The organism is Citrobacter europaeus, from assembly GCF_037482245.1.
Classification (GTDB): Bacteria; Pseudomonadota; Gammaproteobacteria; order Enterobacterales; family Enterobacteriaceae; genus Citrobacter; species Citrobacter europaeus.
This window is the reverse complement of record NZ_CP148084.1, coordinates 3744560-3768209: the sequence shown is the minus strand read 5'-3', so window position 1 is coordinate 3768209 and position 23650 is coordinate 3744560. Positions and strand designations below refer to the sequence as shown.

23 protein-coding genes are annotated in these 23650 nt (G+C 53.0%); 14 read left to right on the top strand and 9 right to left on the bottom strand.

Features of this window, described 5'->3' with window-relative positions:
- The first annotated feature begins 290 nt into the window (after positions 1-290).
- Complete coding sequence (gene cueR / locus WHR59_RS17785) at positions 291-701, top strand: Cu(I)-responsive transcriptional regulator (RefSeq protein WP_043017858.1); 411 nt, start codon at positions 291-293, stop codon at positions 699-701.
- Here the strand turns inward: cueR and WHR59_RS17780 are convergent.
- Genes WHR59_RS17780 through WHR59_RS17765 form a run of 4 tightly spaced genes read right to left on the bottom strand, consistent with a single transcriptional unit; the run spans position 698 to position 4929 of the window.
- Positions 698-1414 (bottom strand): DUF3142 domain-containing protein, encoded by a 717-nt coding sequence (locus tag WHR59_RS17780; RefSeq protein ID WP_047412964.1) that lies wholly within the window; start codon positions 1412-1414, stop codon positions 698-700. The genes cueR and WHR59_RS17780 overlap by 4 nt on opposite strands.
- Positions 1384-3537: a hypothetical protein gene (locus WHR59_RS17775; protein WP_087053062.1), complete on the bottom strand. Its 2154-nt coding sequence runs from the start codon at positions 3535-3537 to the stop codon at positions 1384-1386. The genes WHR59_RS17780 and WHR59_RS17775 overlap by 31 nt, the downstream gene beginning before the upstream one ends.
- A gap of 19 nt (positions 3538-3556) precedes the next feature.
- A complete protein-coding gene (locus WHR59_RS17770; protein ID WP_043015443.1) occupies positions 3557-4015 on the bottom strand; it encodes an NfeD family protein in 459 nt (152 codons plus the stop codon).
- Positions 4012-4929, bottom strand: coding sequence for an SPFH domain-containing protein (locus WHR59_RS17765; protein WP_003021835.1), 918 nt, complete (start codon positions 4927-4929; stop codon positions 4012-4014). Before WHR59_RS17765 ends, WHR59_RS17770 begins: the two co-directional genes overlap by 4 nt.
- A gap of 133 nt (positions 4930-5062) precedes the next feature.
- On the opposite strand from WHR59_RS17765, the gene fetA reads away from it, so the two are divergent.
- Positions 5063-5740 carry an iron efflux ABC transporter ATP-binding subunit FetA gene (gene fetA, locus WHR59_RS17760; protein ID WP_043015444.1) on the top strand — a complete coding sequence of 226 codons (678 nt, stop codon included), beginning with the start codon at positions 5063-5065 and terminating at the stop codon, positions 5738-5740.
- Positions 5727-6506, top strand: a complete 780-nt coding sequence (fetB, locus tag WHR59_RS17755; RefSeq protein ID WP_043015445.1) for an iron efflux ABC transporter permease subunit FetB — start codon at positions 5727-5729, stop codon at positions 6504-6506. Before fetA ends, fetB begins: the two co-directional genes overlap by 14 nt.
- A gap of 75 nt (positions 6507-6581) precedes the next feature.
- On the opposite strand, the gene WHR59_RS17750 is transcribed toward fetB, so the two are convergent.
- From WHR59_RS17750 to tesA, 3 genes are all read right to left on the bottom strand, one after another.
- Positions 6582-7436 (bottom strand): co-chaperone YbbN, encoded by an 855-nt coding sequence (locus WHR59_RS17750; RefSeq protein WP_080625608.1) that lies wholly within the window; start codon positions 7434-7436, stop codon positions 6582-6584.
- A gap of 58 nt (positions 7437-7494) precedes the next feature.
- Entirely contained in the window at positions 7495-8265 is a 771-nt protein-coding gene (locus WHR59_RS17745) for an SDR family oxidoreductase (RefSeq protein ID WP_043015447.1), read from the bottom strand.
- Between the two features lie 163 nt (positions 8266-8428).
- The gene (tesA, locus tag WHR59_RS17740; RefSeq protein ID WP_087051704.1) at positions 8429-9046 is read right to left on the bottom strand and encodes a multifunctional acyl-CoA thioesterase I/protease I/lysophospholipase L1; all 618 of its coding nucleotides are present in this window, start codon (positions 9044-9046) and stop codon (positions 8429-8431) included.
- Between tesA and ybbA the strand changes: the two genes are divergently transcribed.
- The 6 genes from ybbA (at position 9014) to WHR59_RS17710 (ending at position 16279) form a co-directional block, all read left to right on the top strand.
- Positions 9014-9700: a putative ABC transporter ATP-binding protein YbbA gene (gene ybbA / locus WHR59_RS17735; RefSeq protein WP_043015449.1), complete on the top strand. Its 687-nt coding sequence runs from the start codon at positions 9014-9016 to the stop codon at positions 9698-9700. The genes tesA and ybbA overlap by 33 nt on opposite strands.
- Positions 9697-12111 (top strand): putative ABC transporter permease subunit YbbP, encoded by a 2415-nt coding sequence (ybbP, locus tag WHR59_RS17730; RefSeq protein ID WP_193144616.1) that lies wholly within the window; start codon positions 9697-9699, stop codon positions 12109-12111. The genes ybbA and ybbP overlap by 4 nt, the downstream gene beginning before the upstream one ends.
- Before the next feature lie 187 nt (positions 12112-12298).
- Positions 12299-13432, top strand: coding sequence for a porin (locus tag WHR59_RS17725; protein WP_043015451.1), 1134 nt, complete (start codon positions 12299-12301; stop codon positions 13430-13432).
- A 284-nt stretch (positions 13433-13716) separates the two neighbouring features.
- Entirely contained in the window at positions 13717-14547 is an 831-nt protein-coding gene (locus WHR59_RS17720; protein ID WP_003021862.1) for a MetQ/NlpA family ABC transporter substrate-binding protein, read from the top strand.
- Positions 14548-14610: 63 nt separating this feature from the next.
- Positions 14611-15627, top strand: a complete 1017-nt coding sequence (sfbB, locus tag WHR59_RS17715; RefSeq protein WP_338843344.1) for a virulence-associated ABC transporter ATP-binding protein SfbB — start codon at positions 14611-14613, stop codon at positions 15625-15627.
- Entirely contained in the window at positions 15620-16279 is a 660-nt protein-coding gene (locus tag WHR59_RS17710; RefSeq protein WP_043015453.1) for a methionine ABC transporter permease, read from the top strand. Before sfbB ends, WHR59_RS17710 begins: the two co-directional genes overlap by 8 nt.
- Here the strand turns inward: WHR59_RS17710 and mnmH are convergent, their stop codons facing one another.
- Positions 16280-17374, bottom strand: a complete 1095-nt coding sequence (gene mnmH / locus WHR59_RS17705; RefSeq protein ID WP_047412949.1) for a tRNA 2-selenouridine(34) synthase MnmH — start codon at positions 17372-17374, stop codon at positions 16280-16282.
- Between the two features lie 69 nt (positions 17375-17443).
- On the bottom strand, positions 17444-18370 hold the full coding sequence (gene allS / locus WHR59_RS17700) for an HTH-type transcriptional activator AllS (RefSeq protein ID WP_043015455.1): 927 nt from the start codon (positions 18368-18370) through the stop codon (positions 17444-17446).
- 228 nt (positions 18371-18598) lie between these two features.
- Here allS and allA point away from each other — a divergent pair, with 228 nt between their 5' ends.
- From allA to glxR, 5 genes are all read left to right on the top strand, one after another.
- On the top strand, positions 18599-19081 hold the full coding sequence (allA, locus tag WHR59_RS17695) for an ureidoglycolate lyase (protein WP_043015456.1): 483 nt from the start codon (positions 18599-18601) through the stop codon (positions 19079-19081).
- A gap of 78 nt (positions 19082-19159) precedes the next feature.
- Positions 19160-19978, top strand: coding sequence for an HTH-type transcriptional repressor AllR (allR, locus tag WHR59_RS17690; protein ID WP_043017859.1), 819 nt, complete (start codon positions 19160-19162; stop codon positions 19976-19978).
- Between the two features lie 84 nt (positions 19979-20062).
- Complete coding sequence (gcl, locus tag WHR59_RS17685) at positions 20063-21844, top strand: glyoxylate carboligase (RefSeq protein ID WP_047412945.1); 1782 nt, start codon at positions 20063-20065, stop codon at positions 21842-21844.
- 12 nt (positions 21845-21856) lie between these two features.
- Positions 21857-22633, top strand: coding sequence for a hydroxypyruvate isomerase (gene hyi / locus WHR59_RS17680; RefSeq protein ID WP_047412942.1), 777 nt, complete (start codon positions 21857-21859; stop codon positions 22631-22633).
- A gap of 100 nt (positions 22634-22733) precedes the next feature.
- The gene (gene glxR, locus WHR59_RS17675) at positions 22734-23612 is read left to right on the top strand and encodes a 2-hydroxy-3-oxopropionate reductase (RefSeq protein WP_199994202.1); all 879 of its coding nucleotides are present in this window, start codon (positions 22734-22736) and stop codon (positions 23610-23612) included.
- Positions 23613-23650: the final 38 nt, after the last annotated feature.

Sequence of the window (23650 nt, the reverse complement as noted above, 5' to 3'; positions counted from 1 at the left end):
AAGGGAACCTTTATTGAATGTAAATGATCATCATTATCATTCGCGTTTATATATAAAATTGTTTCCCTTTGTTCAATATGAAAGATGTAGAATCAATGCATCTTTTGATTTGAGTCAATTTTGTGCGGTCAACAAATACTGAAATGTGATCTGTGTCGCGTATAACAATGTGAATCAAAAGGATTTATTCATTTCTTTATTGGCTGAAAATGTGCAGGTCACTCGGGTAAATGATTACGGCAATCTGGGCTATAATGTGGCTCAGCACCAACAAGCACCGCGGGGGAAAAGTGAATATTAGCGATGTTGCGAAAAAAACCGGTTTAACCAGCAAAGCCATTCGCTTTTATGAAGAGAAAGGACTGGTGACGCCGCCGCTGCGTAGTGACAATGGCTATCGCACTTACAACCAACAGCATCTGAATGAACTGACGTTGCTGCGTCAGGCGCGCCAGGTTGGTTTTAACCTGGAAGAGTGCGGCGAGCTGGTAAACTTATTTAACGATCCGGCGCGTCATAGCGCGGATGTGAAAAAGCGTACGTTAGAAAAAGTGGCGGACATTGAGCGGCATATCAGTGAGCTGCAGGCCATGCGCTTGCATTTGCTGGCGCTGGCGGACAGTTGCCCGGGCGATGATAGCGCCGAATGTCCAATCATGGATAATCTCTCCGGCTGCTGCCATCACCAGGCGAAGGCTTAACGGCGAGAAGGATTAAGCATAAACACCACCGTACCGCGATACCACGGGGATTTCTCAAGCTGCGCTTCAGCCTGAGGGTCCCTGCTACCGTTTTGTACCAGTCCCAGCTTAAACGGAATGCGCAGACGAGCGAGCGCAGGCAGATACGCCTGATAATTTGTTACCGTGTGACGGCCCTGATAGCTCTGCACCACCAGTTCATCGACCGCCAGCGCGTTCAACGTGGCGACGTCGCCCGTTTTTGCCCAATCCAGTAATCCGGTTACGCCAAGTGCAAATTCAGTGGGTAACCTCTGGCGCAACTGCTGTAGAAAGTGCGCGTAGTCGGCAAGCTGATGGGTCGCCGCGTCAAAATCAACCTGCAGGCCGACAACGTGATTCCCGGCGGCCTGCCAGCGTTGCATCAACCGTATGATACGCGCCGGGATTTCCTCCGGTACGTCGAGCGTGGTAAAGCGTACGGTCAGCCAGATTGACGGAAAAGACAGACGGCTGACCGGCAGTCCGAGACGCTGGAAAACCACGTTACCCGAACGAACCAGTACCTCGCCCTGATGCAGATAGACCGTTTGCGCGTTTTTCAGCTCGTCACTGGCCTTCACTCCGGACCACAGCCAGAAGGCGGGATGCTCACGGGCGGCGACGATATCCGCCGCCTGTGCCTGGCCCAGCAGCAGTGTGGTTACCAGTAGTATTTGAGTTTTTGCGCCCACGGGCTTCCCGGATACTGCGTTTTCAGTTGGGTGAACCAGCCCTTACGCTGCAGTTTATCCACTTCCTCGCCGCCGCACTCGTTAGCGCCTGAAGGCGCATAGCACATGATGGCGCGATACAACGCGAAGCTCTTATCTTCGACTTCAGCGGTGGGCGAGGTGATTACCTGCTGATAGTAGCTTTGTCTGTCGAACTGGCCGAAGGGTTTCTTGCGCGAGATTGCTGATTCAAGCTCGTCATTGCCAGCGCTGTTTTTCCACAGATCAACATGCGTTTGCGTGGTGCGGAAGAATTCGCCTAAGCAGTTCAATGCGTGGGCATCATCCGCTTTTTTGCTCAATACCGTTACCGTTTCATTGAGGCTGCGACACGTATAACCCGCCTGCGCCGCGTCGCCATTCCAGTCGAATATGCTCAGGTTAACGTCAGCAAACGCTTCGCCAATGACCGGAGGCGTAATCGCGCTGGCCAGTTTTTTGTCATTCAGCCAGTCGCCAAAGCGATCCTCAGTAAGATCCCGCACCAGCAGCGTATGCAGGGCGATGGTACGCTCTTCGTTATTCGGACCGTGGACGGCCTGCTGACGCAGCAGTTCAGGTGTGGCCTGTGTTTTTAGCACCTGCGAGCGAAAGCGCAGGTTGGTCACGGTACTTTCTGGGGCAAAAACTGCCTCCACGTCGCCGCTATAAACCAGGGTCGCAGCGAGCTTAGCCTGCACATACTGCTGCTGTTCGTTGTCCTGACTAAGTTTTAACAACTGCTGCCAGAAATCACGCGCCGCGCTCCAATTCTTCTGGCCCATTAGCGCTTCGCCGTACAGCACCTGTTCGCTGAAGGCGAGAGTATCGTGAGCGGCAAGTTTCTGCGCTGGTGTAACTGCCTGAATAATTGCCGCGTAGTTGCCCGTTGCCTGCCACAGATTCAGTTGCAGATCGCGCCATAGCGGCAATTTTTGGCTCTGTTCAAACACCGGCTTGCTGGCGTCGAGTTGTTCCTGGGTCAACGTGGGTTTACTGTTGTTATCCAGGCGCAGCGCGCGCAGCAGTTCGATATAGCTGACCAGCGGCGCGTCGGGGAAGGCCTCCACCACCGGTCCTTCAAAGAATTGCATACCGAATACATTATCGTATTCGATAACGATTTCACGCAGTTGCTGTGCGTCAGCCGACTGCTGGAGCGTCTGCTCATACAACCCGGCCAACTGCGGCCACGCCTGTAAATACCAGTTTATGCGACGCAACATACCGCGGGTGGAATTGGCGTAGAGTCCTTCCGGCCAGCGTTGCAAATAGTTCTGCGCCTCTTTTTGCGCCTGAGCGGCGTCTTTAAGTTTGATATTGTCGATATTAAATTCGCCGTACTGCCCGTCGCTAAACTTACTGCTTTTGTTCAGTGCTGTGCGCATCAACATGTATTGCGCGGTTTCCATCAGCCAGGGGGAGCCGTTGTGCAACACGATGGTAAAGTCTTGCTCGGCCCCTTCGTAATTTTGATCGTAAAAATGCGCGGCACCGGTCAGATACGTTTTGTACAGAAGTGAAGTCGAATCAGCCGGAAGTGCAGCAAGGGACTCGGCGATCTGTTCTTTGGTCGCGCGCCCCCATAAATCCAGGCGCGCTTGCGCAAGTAATCGGCGCTGGTCGATATTTAACGTCTCGTCCGTCATTAGCGCAGCGATAAACTCGCTTACGCTCTGGCGATTATTCGACACATAACGGTTTTCCAGGTCGGCATCATAGCCGTTTTGTTTGGCAAATAGCGGAGGTTCGATTTCCAGAACAGCCAGTTGCTGACTCAGAGTGGTATCTTCACTTTGCACCGGGGCAACCGCTGGCTGCGGGACAGTCTCATCCCATTGTGGGTGATACGCAAAATAGAAATCGCGGGAGCGGGTGATATCCGCTGGCATCGACTGCACCGGCAGAACAAATGATTTTTCCTGACTCAGCAGCCGCAGCAGGTTGTCGCGGCTGTCGTTTTCAGGGTTAAAGGTCGGCGTGCCTTTCAGCAGGCAGCTGTCGTCGCTCCATTTACAGTCTTCCATATCGAAAGAGGCGAGTGCCTGCGGGGCGGCGGTCAGTAATGTGCAAAGGGCAAAGGCAAGGGGTGTCTTCCTGACCATAGTCTTATTTCCTGTCTTTTTAGTGTGATACCGCTTTAATAATCAGGGTAATTCCCTCAACGGCAATGACTTCAACCTGCGTTCCTGCGCTCAAATCGTCGCGGGCGCTTACGGGCCAGGAGCTGTCGCCGACGCGCATATGTCCGCGGCCATTGACCAGAGCGGTTTCCAGAATAAATCGACGGCCAACCAGCTGCTGTCCGCGCTGGTTCAGATGGCTGTCGGCGGGTTTCTGCTCCTGAACGCGCCTTGCCAGCCACTTCCACCACAGCCAGGCCGCCAGCAGGGTGAGGGCGGCGAACATCGCCCCCTGCCACGCCCAGTCAAGCGGGACGAGCCATACCACCAGGCCAGTAATTACCGCCGCCACGCCGCTCCACAGCAGATAGCCGTTACCGCCCAGCATCTCGGCGGCGAGGAGCAAACCGCCGAGGCTGAGCCAGAAGATGTGCGGGTGCACCAGAATCATCGCTATCATGATTTTTTCCGCTCGCTGGCGCTGTCCTTAACCAGTTCGGCGATCCCGGCAATGGAGCCCATCAGGCTGCTGGCGTCCAGCGGCATCATCACCACTTTGCTGTTATTTGACGAACCGATATGCTGCAGCGCTTCGGTGTATTTCTGCGCCACGAAGTAGTTCACGGCCTGAATATCCCCGGCGGCAATGGCCTCAGAAACCATCTGCGTTGCACGGGCTTCTGCTTCTGCGGAACGTTCACGCGCTTCAGCCTGTAAAAACGCGGACTGACGTTCACCTTCCGCTTTGAGGATTTTCGACTGCTTCTCACCTTCGGCCTTGACGATTTCCGCCTGACGGATCCCTTCTGCTTCAAGAATGTAGGCGCGTTTTGTTCGTTCGGCTTTCATCTGTGCGTTCATGGCGTCGATAAGCTCAGCCGGAGGACGGACGTCGCGGATCTCAATACGGGTGATTTTGATGCCCCAGGGATTGGTGGCCTCATCAACGATGTGCAGCAGGCGCGTGTTGATGTTGTCGCGTTGGGAGAGCATTTCATCGAGTTCCATCGAGCCGAGAACGGTACGAATGTTGGTCATGGTCAGGTTGATGATCGCCAGTTCCAGGTTGCTGACTTCATAAGCCGCTTTCGGCGCGTCGATCACCTGAATAAAGCACACGGCATCAATCGCAACATTGGCGTTATCTTTGGAGATGACTTCCTGAGAGGGGATATCAAGCACCTGTTCCATCATGTTGATCTTACGCCCAATGCGGTCCATGAACGGTACAACAAGGCTTAAACCCGGCTGCAGGGTTTTGGTGTAACGGCCAAAACGCTCTACCGTCCACTGGTATCCCTGCGGGACGATTTTGACGCCTGCGCCGACGATGACCAGCGCGACAAAAATAAGAATAGGAATAAAAATGAGCATTGATGAAACCTCCTGTTGTGCTGTCCTTTACTGCCTCATTAGTCAAATTATACCCGATTTATCAAGGTGGCTCCCCTATAATAAATTACAGAGATAGACTGTCTGCACGAAAGAGGTAAAAAAGGGATTGGTAATGGAAGAAAGCAGCATTCTGCTTCAGTTAAAAAATGTCGCATGGCAGGCAGGGGCGACGCAGGTTCTCAATAACATCTGTTTTGATCTCCGCGCCGGAGAATTTAAGTTGATTACCGGCCAGTCCGGGTGCGGTAAAAGTACGTTACTCAAGATAGTCGCGTCGTTAATAAGTCCGAGTTCCGGTGAAATCCTTTTTGAGGGTAAGGAGATCAATACCCTCAAGCCGGAAGCGTATCGTCAGCAGGTCTCTTATTGCGCGCAAACGCCCGCCTTGTTTAGTGATACCGTCTACGACAACCTCATTTTCCCGTGGCAAATTCGCGATAAACGCCCGGAACCGGATGTGTTTCTGGAAGATCTGGCCCGATTTGAGTTACCTGAGGCAATCCTCAAAAAAAATATCAATGAGCTGTCCGGCGGCGAAAAGCAGCGCGTCTCGTTAATTCGTAATTTGCAGTTTCTGCCGAAAATCCTGCTGCTTGATGAAATCACCAGCGCGCTGGATGAAGCCAACAAGCGTAATGTGAACGAATTAATTCACCACTATGTTCGCGATAAGAATATTGCTGTGCTGTGGGTGACGCATGACAAAGATGAAATTGATCATGCGGATAACGTCATAACCCTTCAACCGCACGCCGGTGAAATGCAGGAAGTAAGCAATGAACGAGCATAATATTACCAATGAATCCCTGGCATTAGCGATGATGCTGGTGGTGGTCGCAATACTGATCAGCAACAAAGAAAAGCTGGCGCTGGAAAAAGATATTCTCTGGAGCGTGTGCCGGGCGGTGGTTCAGCTTATTATCGTTGGCTACGTGCTGAAATATATTTTCGGCGTCAACCACAGCATTCTGACCTTATTGATGGTGCTGTTTATTTGCTTTAACGCGGCCTATAACGCGCAAAAGCGCAGTAAATTTATTGATAAGGCTTTTCTCTCGTCGTTTATCGCCATTACGGCGGGGGCGGGGTTAACGCTGGCGGTGCTGGTTTTGTCAGGCTCTATCGAGTTCACGCCGATGCAGGTTATCCCTATTTCCGGCATGATTGCAGGCAATGCGATGGTTGCGGTAGGGCTGTGTTACAACAATCTGGGGCAGCGGTTTAACAGCGAACAGCAGCAAATTCAGGAAAAACTCAGCCTCGGCGCGACGCCGAAAGTGGCCTCCGCGCCGCTGATTCGCGACAGCATTCGTGCCTCGCTGATCCCGACTATCGATTCAGCGAAGACCGTGGGACTGGTGAGTTTACCGGGGATGATGTCCGGATTGATTTTTGCAGGTATTGATCCGGTAAAAGCGATTAAGTATCAGATTATGGTAACGTTTATGCTGCTTTCGACGGCCAGCCTGTCGACCATTATTGCCTGCTACCTGACCTATCGGAAGTTCTATAATTCACGTCACCAATTAGTTGTAACGCATTTGAAGAAGACGTGATCTGGTGCCGGGAGCGGTATTTGTCGAATTTCCAGGCCCGATAAGCGCAAGCGCCATCGGGCAAAATCAAACGGATTAGTACAACAGCGCGTACAGCTGGCGGCGGTACTTCGAAGCCAGCGCATCGCCCGTACCCAGTGCGGCAAGGATCTCCTGGAAAGTTTTACGCGCCTGGCCGTCGGCTGCAGTAAGATCTTTCTTCAGGTGGCTAAACAGCAACTCCAGCGATTCTTCGTTGCGTCCGACCTGGTGTAACTGAATGGCAAGTTGAGTTGCCAGCGCTGCATCCTGCGGATTGCTGGCGACCTGCTGCTGCAACTGTTGGATTTCCGGCGTATCAGCCGCCTGCTTCAGCAATTCGATCTGTGCCACCAGCCCCTGATAACGGGTGTCCTGATCCTGCAACGGAATGGTTTTCAGCACCGCTTCGGCTTCGTCAGAACGGTTCAGGGCGATTTGCGTTTCCGCCAGCAGCAGACCAATTTCGCTGCTCTGGTTGGAGATCTGCCAGGCTTCTTTCAGCAGCGGCAGCGCATCAGCGTGATTACCCGCTTCGATAAATTCGATAGCCTGGCGCGCTTTCAGCTCTTCTTCGCTCGGCAACACTTTTTCCAGCAGCGCACGAATAACCTCTTCCGGCTGCGGGCCCTGGAATCCATCTACCGGCTGACCGTTCTGGAACAGATAAACCGTGGGGATCGCGCGCAGACCAAACTGGGAGGCGATCATCTGTTCAGCGTCACAGTCGAGCTTAGCGAGTATAAACTGGCCGTTGTACTGGGCAGCAAGACTCTCCAGTACCGGTGTTAACTGCAGACAATGCTGGCTGCGCTCAGACCAAAAATAGAACAGGACCGGCGTGGTCATCGACTGTTCAAGGGTCTGCTGTAGGTTCGATTCGTTAATGTTAACAATATTCTGTGTGGACATGGAGTTACTCTCTTTTGTCGATTTCTTGTTACATGGGGGCTGACGCGCGAGCTTCAACTCAACCCTGTAAAATTTTGTCCATTATGCGGCCTGGCAACAGGCGTTTAAGCAGCATCACTGCCCAGGTCACCAGCGTAACTGGATAACGTAGCTTCGGTTTATCGCTCTCAAACGCATGACGCACTTTGGCGACAACCGCTTCTGGTCCCAGCGTAAAACGCGCGGCAATGCCGGGATTTTCCACGGGAGCATCGCTCTGGGTCTGGTTGACGTTTTCAGTAAAGCGGGTGCGGATAGGGCCGGGCTCAATCAGGCTGACCTTAATTCCGCTGTAGCGCAGCTCCATACGCAGTGCGTCGGACCAGGCTTCCAGCGCATATTTGCTGGCGGCATAGGCCCCGCGTCCCGGCGTTGAGATCAATCCCATGACCGATGAGGTCATCACTATACGTCCTTCGCCGTGGGGTAACATAGCGGGCAAAAGGCGCATGGTAAGCTGATGTGCGCCAAAGAAGTTGGCGGAAAACTGCTGCTCCATTTGCTCGCGGCTGATGGTGGGCAGGGGGCCATAGACGCCGTATCCGGCGTTGTTAAAGATCCCATACAAACGATTATCGGTCAGGGCGATCACCTCATCGGCGGCGCGATCCACGCTTTCGGGTGAATCCAGATCCAGCAATACGCCGGTGAATCCCATGCTGTTCATACGCGCGACATCGTCAGGTTTGCGGCAGCCAGCCAGAATTTGAAAACCCTGGCGCTTTAGCTCAAGCGCGCTTTCCAGGCCGATTCCGCTGGAACATCCTGTTATTAAGACCGATTTTTGCATAACTTTACCTGTCAGGATCTCCGTTGTTTTACGAGTCGTGATTTACTATATCCGTCATACTTCAAGTTGTCTGTGCGTTGGCTACGCTCGCTCACCCCAGTCACATAGTTATCTATGCTCCTGGGAACTCTCTCACTTGCCGCCTTCATACAACTCGAATTATTTAGGATAGAAAAGGGGTGAGATGTTGCGCCATCCAGTCGGCAATAAACGGCTGGGCGTCACGGTTAGGATGAATACCATCATCCTGCATCCACTGGGGTTTCAGATAAACCTCTTCCATGAAAAAGGGCAGCAGAGGGATATCAAACTCTTTGGCGAGCTTTGGATAAATCGCGCTAAAGGTTTCATTATAACGGCGACCGTAGTTTGCCGGCAGACGAATTTGCATTAATAGCGGTTCGGCATTTGCCGCTTTCACGTCCTGCAAAATCGTGCGCAGAGTTTGTTCGGTTTGCGCAGGCGCAAAGCCGCGCAGGCCATCGTTGCCGCCAAGTTCGACCAGTACCCAACGCGGCTGGTGCTGCTTGAGTAATGCAGGCAGACGGGCCAGGCCCTGCTGCGAGGTGTCGCCGCTAATGCTGGCATTCACCACTGGCGTTTTGGTTTGCCATTTATCATTAAGTAGCGCAGGCCACGCGGCGCTGGCGGACATACGGTATCCGGCGCTCAGGCTGTCACCCAGAATTAATAACGTGTCCGCAGCGGCGGCGCGGAAAGTTAACAGGACCAGGAACAGGAAAGGCCAATGCCAGCGGAAAACATTGTTGAAGTTCATCATCTTAAGAAATCCGTCGGTCAGGGTGATCATGAGCTATCCATCCTTACCGGAGTTGAACTGGTTGTCAAACGCGCCGAGACCATTGCGCTGATTGGCGAGTCGGGATCGGGGAAATCCACGCTGCTGGCGATCCTCGCCGGGCTGGACGATGGCACCAGCGGTGAAGTCAGCCTCGTGGGGCAGGCGCTGCACGCCATGGACGAAGAAGCCCGGGCGCAACTGAGAGCCCGACACGTGGGCTTTGTCTTCCAGTCGTTCATGTTAATTCCGACCCTCAACGCGCTGGAAAACGTCGAATTGCCTGCGCTGTTGCGCGGCGAAAACAGCGGAAAAAGTCGCGATGGGGCAAAAACACTGCTGGAGCAATTGGGACTGGGAAAACGTCTTGATCATCTTCCGGCTCAACTTTCCGGCGGGGAGCAGCAGCGTGTGGCGCTGGCGCGGGCCTTTAACGGTCGCCCTGACGTGCTGTTCGCCGATGAACCAACGGGCAATCTGGACCGCCAGACCGGAGAGAAAATCGCCGACCTGCTGTTTTCTCTGAACCGGGAACACGGTACCACCCTAATACTGGTGACCCATGACCCGCAACTGGCGGCGCGTTGCGATCGGCGTTTACGCCTGGTGAACGGACAGTTGCAGGAGGAGGCATGATTGCACGCTGGTTTTGGCGCGAATGGCGCTCGCCTTCATTACTGATTGTCTGGCTGGCGCTGAGCCTGGCGGTAGCCTGCGTGCTGGCGCTGGGCAATATCAGCGATCGTATGGAAAAAGGGCTAAGCCAGCAAAGTCGTGAGTTTATGGCGGGAGATCGGTCGCTGCAAAGTTCGCGCACCGTGCCGAAAGCGTGGATTGACGAGGCGCGACAGCGTGGCCTGAAGGTGGGCGAACAACTGACCTTTGCCACCATGACCTTTGCCCAGGATACGCCGCAACTGGCGAACGTCAAAGCGGTGGATGAAGTGTATCCGATGTACGGCACATTGCAGACCAATCCGCCGGGGCTGAAACCACAGCCAGGCTCGGTGCTGCTGGCCCCGCGTCTGATGGCGCTGCTCAACTTAAAAATCGGTGATTCCATCGACGTTGGCGATGCCACGCTGCGCATCGCCGGGGAAGTGGTACAGGAGCCGGACTCAGGTTTTAATCCGTTCCAGATAGCGCCGCGCCTGATGATGAACATTGCGGATGTCGAAAAAACGGCGGCAGTCCAGCCGGGAAGCCGCGTGACCTGGCGCTATAAATTTGGCGGGACGCCGTCCCAACTGGAAGCCTATGAAAAATGGTTGCTGCCGCAGTTAAAGCCGGAACAGCGCTGGTACGGGCTGGAGCAGGATGAAGGCGCGCTGGGGAAATCACTGGAGCGTTCGCAACAGTTCCTGCTGCTCTCGGCGCTATTAACGCTGCTGCTGGCGGTGGCCGCGGTTGCCGTGGCGATGAGCCATTATTGCCGCAGCCGTTACGATCTGGTGGCGATTCTGAAAACCCTCGGTGCGGGCAGAGCGCAACTGCGCAGGCTGATTGTTGGTCAGTGGCTGATGGTGCTGGTGCTGTCTGGCGTGACCGGCGGGTTGTTCGGGCTGTTATTTGAGCGCGTGCTGGTCGTGCTGCTCAAACCGGTTCTGCCCGGCGAACTACCGCCTGCCAGCCCCTGGCCGTGGCTATGGGCATTAGGTACCATGACGGTTATTTCGCTGCTGGTGGGGTTACGCCCTTACCGTTTGCTGCTGGCGACGCAGCCGCTGCGGGTGCTGCGCCGTGACGTGGTAGCAAACGTATGGCCGCTGAAGTTTTATTTGCCGGTGGTATTGTTAGTTGTGATTGCACTGCTGGCCGGACTGATGGGCGGAAGCCCGCTGCTGTGGGCGGTGCTGGCTGGCGCGGTAGTGCTGGCGTTGTTGTGCGGGGTACTCGGCTGGATGCTGCTCAACGTGCTGCGCGGTCTGACGCTCACCTCGCTGCCGCTGCGTTTGGCGGTCAGTCGACTGTTGCGCCAGCCGTGGTCAACGCTCAGTCAGCTGTCGGCCTTTTCACTTTCCTTTATGCTGCTTGCGCTGCTGCTGGTGCTGCGCGGCGATCTGCTCGACCGCTGGCAGCAGCAAATGCCGCCGGAAAGCCCGAACTATTTTCTGATCAATATTGCCACCGAGCAGGTGGTTCCGCTGAAGGCTTTCCTGTCTGAGCATCAGGTGATCCCGGAATCGTTCTATCCGATTGTGCGGGCGCGTCTGACGGCGATCAATGAGAAGCCAACCGAAGGCAACCAGGATGAGGCGCTGAACCGCGAGCTTAACCTGACCTGGCAGGATACCCGACCGGATCATAACCCGATAACCGCCGGAAGCTGGCCGCCAAAAGCAGGCGAAGTGTCGATGGAAGAGGGGCTGGCGAAACGGCTGAACGTCAGGCTTGGCGATCGGGTGACCTTTATGGGCGATACTCAGGATTTCAGCGCCAAAGTCAGCAGTCTGCGCAAAGTAGACTGGGAAAGCCTGCGACCTAATTTCTTCTTTATCTTCCCCTCCGGCGCGCTGGACGCTCAGCCGCAAAGCTGGTTAACCAGCTTTCGCTGGGAGAATGGCAACGGCATGCTGACGCAGCTTAACCGTGAATTTCCGACCATCAGCCTGCTGGATATTGGCGCCATCCTCAAACAGGTGGGCCAGGTGCTGGAGCAGGTAAGTAGAGCGCTGGAGGTGATGGTGGTGCTGGTTACCGCCTGCGGCATGTTGCTGCTATTAGCGCAGGTCCAGGTCGGTATGCGCCAGCGTCATCAGGAACTGGTGGTCTGGCGCACGTTGGGAGCAGGCAAGAAATTGCTGCGTACCACGCTGTGGTGCGAGTTCGCCATGCTCGGGATGGTAGCCGGATTGGTGGCAGCCATCGGTGCGGAAACCGCATTGGCGGTGCTGCAAACCAAAGTGTTTGATTTCCCGTGGGAGCCAGACTGGCGACTGTGGGTCGTGTTGCCACTTTGTGGGGCATTGCTGCTTTCTTTATGCGGCGGGTGGCTCGGTTCACGTCTGCTAAAAGGCAAAGCGCTGTTCCGTCAGTTCAGTAGTTGATTCATATCCGTGATGATTACGCACCGGTTTTTTAAATCGGTGCGTTTTTTTATCTATGTAGCACAAATTGACAACTCCTTGATATTTAACAGCACAGAACAATAAAAACCCGACAACACGAGTGTATTAATAAACGTTAATATTTGTATGCTGAATAATTGGCAGGCTATCTATCAAGGTACAAATAATGACTATAAAAAAAACGGCGCTGGCGGTATCGATCGGCGCAGCAGTGGCATTAACGACCTTCGCCTCCCAGGCGGAAATCACGGTCCTGAAACAAGATCCGCAGGCGGGCGACCCGCTGAGCCGTCTTAACTTCACCGTCGGCGGGAGTATTCGTCCGCAGTTCCAGAATATGGCCGGTGACGATGGTAAGAATGGCTACAAACGTAATGGCTTCGACGGCGGGACGCGTTTCCGCTTCGCTGCTGACTACTATCTGTTTGATGACATCAGTTGGGTGAGCTACTACGAGCTGGGCGTTAACTTCCCGGCGATGTTCAACTGGGACAACCACTACGCTAACGGCGCCAACGATACCACGCGTCGTATGCTGTACACCGGTCTGAAGAGCGCGACCTGGGGTACGCTGACCTTCGGTCAACAGAACAGCATTTACTATGATGTGGTTGGTGCGAAAACGGATATCTGGGACTACGACATGATCGGTCAGGCGCCAGGTAACGGCATCAATGGCGACTATGACGGTTCCTATCGTACGCGTAAATCACTGAAGTATAAGAAAACGGTTGGCGATGTCGATCTCTACGCCTCTTATCTGTTCAGCGATGATTACAACCCGAACAACGGTCTGCGCTACAAACGTAAAGGCGGCGGCTCGTTGGGTGTGGATTATCACATCACCGATGACCTGACCTGGGGTACGGCGTGGAACTACACCCGTGCGGAAATGCGTGGCGACACCAGCAAAACCTACGATCAAAACATCGTTGGTACCGCGTTGAGTTGGAAACCGGACAACTGGACCTTCTCGATGGGCGGCGGTTGGTATCAAAACTTCATGACCACCAAAAAAGTGTCTGTTAATGACTACTTTGCCGGTGATGCCTGGGGTCTGGAATACTTCGCGGGTTACACCTTCCCGGTTGGTCAGTATGCGCTGAAATCTGTTCAGCCCTACTTTATGGGAGACCGTATTGAGTATGTGAATGGCCGTAACTACCTGCGTACTGACAACGGTGTGGGTATCAGCTTCCAGCTGGATTACGGTTTCCGTGTTGATTACGAACACGTATTCACCTCCAGCACCGACAATCTGGGCGATATGAACCTGGTTCGTCTGCGTTACGACTTCTAATCGAACGCCTGTCAAACGGAACGCCCGATGCGCTTGCGCTTATCGGGCCTACGGGAGCAGGGTGATCACGTTATTTGTAGGCCGGATAAGGCACTTGTGCCGACATCCGGCTTTTTCATGCCTTCTCTCATTTGAAAACACATTTCGCAACATCATGAAATAATTTCAAGGACAGCAGGTTGTGATCTGTGTCATGTTAACAATCAGCCTGTTAACGGGCCAACAAGAACAACGCCGCAAGAACGGCGTGAGACATGACACCACAACGTTAAAATGGAGAGATTATGGGATTGCGTCAGAGTTTACGCGTCGCGACCGGAGCGCTATTGCTGGCCTGCGGATTACAATTTGCTCATGCGAACAGCGATCCGCATACCATCGTGTTTGGCGTCGCGCCTGGGCCGTACGGTGATATGGTGAAACAGGCCATTGCCCCTACGCTGAAAGAGAAAGGCTATAAGGTCGTGGTGCGCGAATTCAGTGACTACGTGCAACCGAACATGGCGCTATCCAACGGCAGCATCGATGCCAACCTGTTCCAGCATTCACTCTACTTTGACAAATTCACCGCCGATAAAGGACTTAAGCTGAGCAAGCTGATTGTGGTCCCGACGGCCGGGATGGGTTTTTACTCACATAAAATCAAAAGCCTGGATGAGTTGAAAAAAGGGGATGTGATCACGCTGTCCAACGATCCCACCAACCTGGCTCGCGGTCTGCGTTTCCTGCAGTCTATCGGCCTTATCACCATCAAAGACAATATCGATCCAACGAAGGCCTCCGAGCGCGATATCGCCAGCAACCCGAAAGGACTGGTGTTTAAACCGCTGGAAGCTGCGCAGCTGCCGCGTACGCTGGACGGCGTGACCGGCGCGCTGGTCAACGGTAACTTTGCCGTGGCGGCAAAACTGGATCTCGCCAGCGCCATCAAGCAAGAGCATCTGGATGAAAATCTGAAAAATATCATCGCGGTACGCAGTGAAGATGCGGATAAACCGTTTGCGAAAGATATTGTGGAGGCGGTGAAATCTCCGGCGTATCGCGCGGTGATCGATGATCCGCAAAACATCTACAGCGCCTTCCAGAAACCGGAATGGATGTCGGCAGCCCAATAATCGCTGCGCACAAGGGTTAACAGGGGCAGCGGCGACTGCCCTTTTCGCATTTCTGAGGTGGCTATGATTGAAATAGAAAAGGTATGCGTGGATTTTAGCGCAGGCCGTGGACCGTCAACCCGGGCGGTTGATGACGTCAGCTTGCGCATCGGCGCAGGTGAGATATTTGGCATTGTCGGGACCAGCGGCGCGGGGAAAAGTACGCTGCTGCGCACCCTGAACGCCTTAACGCGACCGAGTCAGGGAAGCGTGAAGGTGAACGGCGTAGAAATTTCCGCGCTGGAAGGCGCGCATCTACGTAAAGCTCGTCAACGTATCGGGATGATTTTTCAACATTTTAATCTGATGCATACCCGTACCGTGGCGCAAAACGTCGCCTTTAGCCTGAAGGCTGCCGGATGGGAGCGCAGTAAAATTGGCCCGCGCGTTAGCGAAATCCTGGCGCTGGTGGGGCTGTCTGACAAGGCAAACCGCTTTCCGGTTCAGCTCAGCGGCGGGCAAAAGCAGCGTGTGGGTATTGCCCGCGCGATTGCCAATCACCCGGATGTACTGCTGTGTGATGAACCTACCTCCGCGCTGGATCTGGAAACCTCGGCCACGATTCTGGCGTTGCTTAAGCAGATCAATCAACAGTTGGGGATCACGATCGTACTGATCACTCACGAGATGAACGTGATCAAATCGATTTGCGATCGCGTGGCGGTGATGTCCGGCGGCAAGGTGGTGGAGTCCGGTGAGGTGTTTGACGTTTTTGCTCATCCACAGCACGCTTTCACGCAGCAACTGGTGTCGCATACCCTCAATTTGACGCTGCCCGAGAGTCTGCGCCAGCATCTGCCCGGTCAACTGCTAAAAATTCTGTTCATTGGCGATTCGGCGGAACAGCCGGTGTTGTCAGAAGTCGCGGTTAAATTTGGCGTGGCGGTGAACATTCTGCACGGCAAAATTGAATATATTGGCGAACGCGCGCTGGGGATTTTGGTGGTGCAACTGACCGCGCCGCATAACCCTTCAGCGGTGGAAGTCGCCGTGGAACATATTCGTCAACGTACTGCACAGGTGGAGGTGATTCGTGGATGATTTATTGCCTGATTTGACGCTGGCGTTTAATGAAACCTTCCAGATGCTGAGCATCTCTACGGTGCTGGCAATTATTGGCGGTCTGCCGCTCGGTTTCCTTATTTTTGTCACCGACCGGCATTTATTCTGGCAAAACCGTTTTGTGTATCTGCTCAGTTCCGTGCTGGTGAATATCATTCGTTCGGTGCCGTTTGTGATCCTGCTGGTGCTACTGTTGCCGCTAACCCAGTTTTTACTTGGGAATACCATTGGCCCGATTGCGGCGTCGGTCCCGCTCTCTGTGGCGGCAATCGCCTTCTATGCCCGTCTGGTCGACAGTGCGCTACGTGAAGTCGATAAAGGCATTATCGAGGCGGCGGAAGCGTTTGGTGCCAGCCCGATGCGCATCATCTGCACCGTTCTGTTACCGGAGGCGAGCGCGGGTCTGCTGCGTGGGTTGACGATAACGCTGGTGAGTCTGATCGGTTACTCCGCGATGGCCGGTATCGTTGGCGGCGGTGGAGTCGGCGACCTGGCGATTCGCTTTGGTTATTACCGCTACGAAACCCAGGTCATGGTCGTTACCGTGGTGGCGCTGATTATTCTGGTGCAGGTCGTTCAGGTGCTGGGCGACTGGCTGGCAAAACGCGCAGATAAGCGCGACAGACACTGATCACTGTGCGTTAAGCCAGTCGGCAACGTCCTGCCAGGTGCCGCGAAAGACGATTTTCGCGGCTTTCTTTTCCAGTTGATAGCGATACATCGGGTCGTAATACTCGTTGAGCAACGGCACCAGCCAGCCCATATGGGCGTCGGTGCTGCCCGTCGCCTGCTGTTCGCGCAGAGCCACGTCGAGCAGGGCGGTCAACTCGGCAAAACGTTGTAAACCCAGGCGACGGCGGATAGCAAACAGGCCGTGGTGCAGATAGTCACTGTACTCCTGCCAGCCCTGGCTCTCGCCATAAGCATGGGTAAAATCGTGGTGCATTCGCACGAAATACTCTTCGCGCAGTCGCTCCAGACGACGCTCAAAAGGATCGTCAACCACCGCTATAGATGCCTGGGTCATACGCTCTCGCAGGCATTCGGGCAGATGATTAGCCCCGATCATGCGGCCTTCATCTTCCAGTACCCACAGGCGTAGAGCCTGACGGCTGTCGGTTTTGAGCATTTCGACCGCCAGCAGGTTTTCAAAACTCGCCTGGCTTAGCTGCGGTTCCACGGTACGTCCAAACGAGGAGCCGCGATGGTGAGCCAGTCCTTCGAGATCCACACCGTTCGGCTGCCGTTGTACCAACTGCGTTTTGCCGTTCCCGGTACAGCCGCCGATTAAGACGATCGGTTTTTGCACCAGTTCTTCAGTCAGTTGAATCGCTGCCTGACGCAATGCTTTATAACCACCTTGTATCAGCGGGTAGTCAATGCCGGACTCGTGCAGCCACTGCTGCACAATATGCGAACGCTGACCGCCGCGTGCGCAGCATAGGTAGCCCGCAGGATTTTGACGACAGGCATCCTGCCAGGCACGTATTCTCTGCTGGCGGGTTGCTCCCGAAACCAGTTGATGGCCGAGCGCGAGGGCGGCCTCAGGCCCCTGACGTTTATAACAGGTACCCACGGCGGCACGTTCGTCATCGTTCATTAAGGGGAGATTGACTGCGCCCGGCATCGCGCCTTGTTGAAATTCGACGGGGGCGCGTACATCGATTATAGGCGTACCGGCGAGCAGAATTGCGCGATAGTCCTGTGCTGTTCGTGTGTCTTGCATAGTAAAAAACGAAACCTCAAATCATCCTGCGTACTATTTTACGCGCCAAATGAGAGGATGACTTGATTTTCAATCGCGTGCATTGTTGAAAATTGCTAAAAATCCGGCGATTTCAGGTTTTCGCTGCGTAAATAACGTCACAATATCTTCCACAGCCTTACCTGCGCCAAACTTATGCCATGCGAGGCTTAAAGGGGAAGGGGGGCGCATGGTGGGTATTATGCTACTGACCAGTTGGCCGTTATCCAGTAACGGTTGGCAGAGCGGCTGTGGAACGAAGCCAATACCCACGCCCGCAAGATGCGCTGCAAGCTTGGTTTCCATATCCGGGACGATGATCTCTTTTTGACCGGGAAGACGCCATGCGACCCGTTTGGTCAGGGTCCGCGCGCTATCTTCAATGTTGATTGCCGGAAAACGGCGCAACTGCGCTTCCGTTAATGGACCACTGACGTCTGCCAGTGGGTGATCCGCCGACATCACAAATCGCCACTGAACAGAACCCAAAGGATCGAGAGTAAAGGTGTTTGCCATCGGTTCCGTGCCGGTTACACCGATAGCCAGAGAGAATCCTTCATACAGCAGAGAATCCCACACGCCCATATAAATCTGCCGGGAAAAGTGAAACTGAGTAAAGGGATAGCGTTCGTTAAGCCAGGATAACAGGCGAGCAACGGCTTCTGGGCTGTAAAGCAGGTTATTGACCACAATGTTCACCTGGCGCTCTACGCCGTCGTTCACTTGCTGTAATTCGCTGGGCATGCTGTCCAGCCATGCGAGCCAGTCTTTTGCCTGGGAAAGAAGGTGAGACCCTGCGGCGGTTAACGTCACGCTTCGGGTGGTGCGAAAAAATAGCGCGACGCCGGTGTTTTCTTCCAGAAGCTTAATACGGTAGCTGATGGTGGCCGTGGTTTTACACAAGCGATCCGCCGCCCTGGAGAAACTCCCCGTTTCGGCGACGCCAATAAAGGTACGCAGTGTTTCCGGATCAAACATCGTCAGCCACTCCCCTTAATGATCTTCTGCAAGCCAGATTTCTTGTTCTCTGATTTATAAGTATTTTTGCATAATGGCCTTGTTTAAATTGTGGTCTAAATCTAGTTTTGGAAAATTTTTCCAATTTTTGTGTTGATGTTAATTCACGAAGGTTTTAGATTGCATGGTATTGAAGCCGCTAAATGTTCTGACTGCGGTTCTGCAGAATTCAGCTACAAGGAAACGATGATGAAACTAGAGGTATTACCGTTAAATCAGCAAACGTTCAGCGCCTATGGCGATGTTATAGAAATCCATAAACGTGATTTTTTTCATATCAATGATGGGCTCGTTGAGCGTTATCACGACCTGGCTAATGTGGAGATCCTTGAGCAGGACAGGACCCTCATTAGTATCAACCGCGCGCAACCGGCGGCGATGCCGATTGTTGTACATGAGCTGGAGCGCCACCCGCTGGGCACCCAGGCATTTATGCCTATGAATGGTGAAGCATTTGTGGTGATTGTCGCGCTCGGCGAGGACAAACCTGATCTTTCCACCTTAAAAGCCTTTATCTCCAATGGCCTACAGGGCGTGAATTACCATCGAAATGTCTGGCATCATCCACTATTTGCCTGGCAAACCGTAACCAATTTTCTGACCGTCGATCGCGGTGGCAGCGATAATTGCGATGTTGAAAGTATCCCGGCACATGAGCTCTGTTTTGCGTGACGCTATCGGCCTTCTTGCTTAATATGAGCATATTGTTCATTGTTTATGCTCATATTTTGGGCCGGAGTAAATGTAGTGGTGACGGAAGTAAGACGGCGCGGCAGGCCTGGACAGGCGGAGCCGGTTGCGCAAAAAGGCGCTCAGGCGCTTGAGAGGGGTATTGCAATTTTACAGTATCTCGAAAGAAGTGGAGGCAGTTCGTCAGTTAGCGATATTTCCGGCAGTCTGGATTTACCGCTCTCCACGACTTTTCGCCTGTTGAAGGTTTTACAAGGGGCTGATTTTGTCTATCAGGACAGCCAGTTAGGTTGGTGGCACATCGGGTTAGGCGTCTTCAATGTGGGCTCCGCGTATATTCATAATCGCGATGTCCTGTCGGTAGCCGGACCGTTTATGCACCGATTAATGCTGTTGTCAGGCGAAACGGTTAACGTTGCGATTCGCAATGGCACCGAAGCGGTGTTAATTGGCCAGAAGGAGTGCAAATCGATGGTCAGAATGTGCGCACCTTTAGGCAGTCGCATGCCGCTCCATGCTTCCGGTGCGGGTAAGGCGCTACTTTATCCGTTGATAGAAGAAGAGTTAATGGACATCGTCGTGAAAACGGGTTTACAGCAGTTTACGCCGACCACGTTGGTGGATTTTCCTACTCTGCTGCGCAATCTGCAATTGGCGCGTGAGAATGGCTATATCATCGATCACGAAGAGCATGTTATTGGCTTGAATTGCATCGCTTCGGCTATCTATGACGATACAGGCAGTGTAGTTGCTGCCATCTCTATTTCTGGGCCCGCATCCAGACTGACGGAAGAACGTTTTATCAGTCAGGGGGAGCTGGTACGGGATACTGCACGAGATATCAGTACGGCGCTTGGCTTAAAAGCCCCCGTAGCTTAAGTCGCAACCCGCTCAGAGGAGCGGGACTTTTTTGGATTTTTTTGAAGTTGGAAAATCTTTCCAATAAATAGAGGTAGAAAGAAAATGGCAAAAATGAGAGCCGTTGACGCGGCAATGTATGTGCTGGAAAAAGAAGGCATCACCACCGCATTTGGGGTTCCAGGAGCGGCTATAAACCCGTTCTACTCCGCAATGCGTAAGCATGGAGGCATCCGTCACATTCTGGCTCGTCACGTTGAAGGCGCTTCCCATATGGCTGAAGGTTATACGCGTGCAACGGCAGGTAACATTGGCGTCTGCCTTGGCACCTCTGGCCCGGCAGGCACTGACATGATCACTGCACTGTATTCCGCCTCTGCCGACTCTATTCCAATTCTATGCATCACCGGCCAGGCTCCTCGTGCCCGCCTGCATAAGGAAGATTTTCAGGCTGTTGATATTGAGTCTATTGCCAAACCGGTCAGCAAAATGGCGGTAACAGTGCGTGAAGCGGCACTGCTTCCTCGGGTGTTACAGCAGGCATTCCATGTAATGCGCTCTGGTCGTCCAGGTCCGGTGTTGATCGATTTGCCTTTTGATATTCAGGTTGAAGAAATCGAATTCGATCCAGACATGTATGAACCGCTGCCGGTATACAAGCCTGCGGCCAGCCGCAAACAGATTGAGAAAGCGCTGGAAATGCTGATTCAGGCTGAGCGTCCGGTCATCGTGGCTGGGGGCGGGGTGATTAATGCGGATGCCAGCGAACTGCTGCAACGCTTTGCTGAATTAACCCACGTACCGGTAATTCCTACGTTAATGGGCTGGGGATGTATCCCGGACGATCATGAATTAATGGCCGGAATGGTGGGGTTACAAACGGCGCATCGTTACGGAAACGCCACGCTACTGGCCTCCGATATGGTGTTTGGTATTGGTAACCGTTTTGCGAACCGACACACAGGATCCGTCGCGAAATATACCGAAGGTCGCAAAATCATTCATATCGACATTGAGCCGACACAAATTGGTCGCGTTCTTTGCCCGGATTTAGGCATCGTTTCCGACGCCAAAGCCGCGCTGACTTTGCTGATTGACGTTGCTCAGGAGATGCAGAAATCCGGACGTTTGCCTTGCCGGAATACCTGGGTTGATGAATGCCAACAGCGTAAGCGGACGTTACTGCGTAAAACCCACTTCGACAATGTCCCGGTTAAGCCGCAGCGCGTATATGAAGAGATGAATAAAGCCTTTGGTCGCGACGTTTGCTACGTCACCACCATCGGGTTATCGCAAATTGCCGCCGCGCAAATGCTGCACGTATTTAAAGATCGTCATTGGATCAACTGTGGCCAGGCAGGCCCTCTCGGTTGGACACTGCCAGCGGCATTAGGGGTTTGTGTTGCCGATCCAAAACGCAATGTCGTCGGGATTTCGGGGGATTTTGACTTCCAGTTCCTGATTGAAGAATTGGCCGTAGGCGCGCAATTCAACATTCCTTACATCCATGTGCTGGTCAACAACGCCTATCTGGGATTGATTCGTCAGTCGCAGCGCGCGTTTGATATGGATTACTGCGTGCAACTGGCATTCGAAAACATCAACTCCAGCGAAGTAAACGGCTATGGCGTCGATCACGTCAAAGTGGCAGAGGGATTGGGCTGTAAAGCCATTCGCGTATTCAAACCTGAAGATCTTGCTCCGGCATTTGAACAAGCCAAAGCCCTGATGGCGCAGTATCGCGTTCCGGTTGTCGTCGAAGTGATCCTTGAACGTGTGACGAACATCTCTATGGGCAGTGAACTGGATAATGTGACCGAGTTTGAAGAGATTGCAGACGGTGCTACCGATGCGCCAACCGAAACCTGTTTTATGAAATACGAATAGATGAGGTGAAAGATGTTACGTTTCTCAGCCAATCTTTCCATGCTGTTTCTGGAATACAGTTTTCTTGAACGCTTCGATAAAGCGGCACAATCGGGATTTCGTGGCGTAGAGTTTATGTTTCCCTACGATTACGACATTGACGTATTAAAGGAAAAGCTGCAGACCAACCAACTGGAACATACGTTGCATAATCTCCCTGCCGGAGACTGGGCGGCGGGTGAACGCGGTATCGCCTGTATTCCGGGGCGCGAAGAAGAGTTTCGCGAGGGCGTGGCGGCAGCTATTCGCTATGCGAAGGCGCTTGGCAATAAGAAAATCAACTGCCTGGTGGGTAAAACGCCAGCGGGGTTTTCCGCCGAACAGATCCAGCAGACGCTGGTGGAAAATCTGCGCTATGCGGCAAATATGTTAGCGCAAGAAGATATTTTATTGCTGATTGAGCCGATCAATCATTTTGATATGCCGGGTTTCCATCTTACCGGAACTCATCAGGCGCTGGCGTTAATTGACAGCGTCGGCTGCAATAATATCAAAATTCAGTATGACATTTATCACATGCAGCGCATGGAGGGAGAATTAACCCAAACCATGACCACGTGGGCAAATAAAATAGGTCATTTGCAAATTGCAGATAACCCTCGTCGCGGAGAGCCGGGGACAGGGGAAATTAATTATGACTTTATTTTTAAGTTTATCGATAAATCAGGTTATGACGGTTGGATTGGTTGTGAATACAAGCCACTGACCACCACCGAAGCGGGATTATCGTGGATTAATCAATATCGATAATTTGTAAGGAATTTCAGGCATCGCTATTTTTTCCACTTTGTTGGCAGGGGATCGTGTTGCCTGAATTCGGGAAAACCGACAGACATATATGAGGTTAAAAATGAAACTGGGATTTATTGGCCTGGGTATTATGGGATCGCCAATGGCGATCAATCTGGCTCGCGCCGGACATCAGCTACATGTGACGACCATTGGCCCTGTAGCGGAAGAATTGCTGTCATTGGGCGCGGTAAATGTTGAAAATGCACGTCAGGTTACTGATTTTGCTGATATTATATTTATAATGGTTCCGGACACGCCGCAGGTTGAAGAAGTGCTTTTCGGCGAACACGGTTGCGCTAAAACCGCATTGCAGGGAAAAACAATTGTCGATATGAGTTCTATCTCTCCTATCGAAACTAAACGTTTTGCTAAGCAGGTTAATGAACTGGGCGGGGACTATCTGGATGCGCCCGTCTCTGGTGGGGAAATTGGCGCTCGCGAAGGTACCTTGTCCATTATGGTTGGCGGTGAGCCAGAGGTATTTGTACGGGTCAAACCGCTGTTTGATATTCTGGGTAAAAATATCACCCTGGTGGGCGGTAATGGTGATGGTCAAACCTGTAAAGTGGCCAACCAAATTATCGTTGCCTTAAATATTGAAGCTGTTTCTGAAGCGCTGGTATTTGCCTCAAAAGCAGGTGCGGATCCAGTTCGCGTACGCCAGGCGTTAATGGGTGGATTCGCCTCTTCGCGTATTCTGGAAGTACATGGTGAGCGCATGATCAAGCGCACCTTTGAGCCTGGTTTCAAGATTGCATTGCATCAAAAAGATCTCAATCTTGCATTACAAAGCGCAAAGGCACTTTCATTGAGTTTACCAAATACGGCAACCTGTCAGGAATTATTTAATACTTGTGCTGCGAATGGCGGTAGCCAGTTAGATCACTCAGCAATGGTTCAGGCGCTGGAATTAATGGCAAATCATAAATTGTCATGACCATAGGTATCGCTGCGCTCTTTGCAGCGATACTTCAA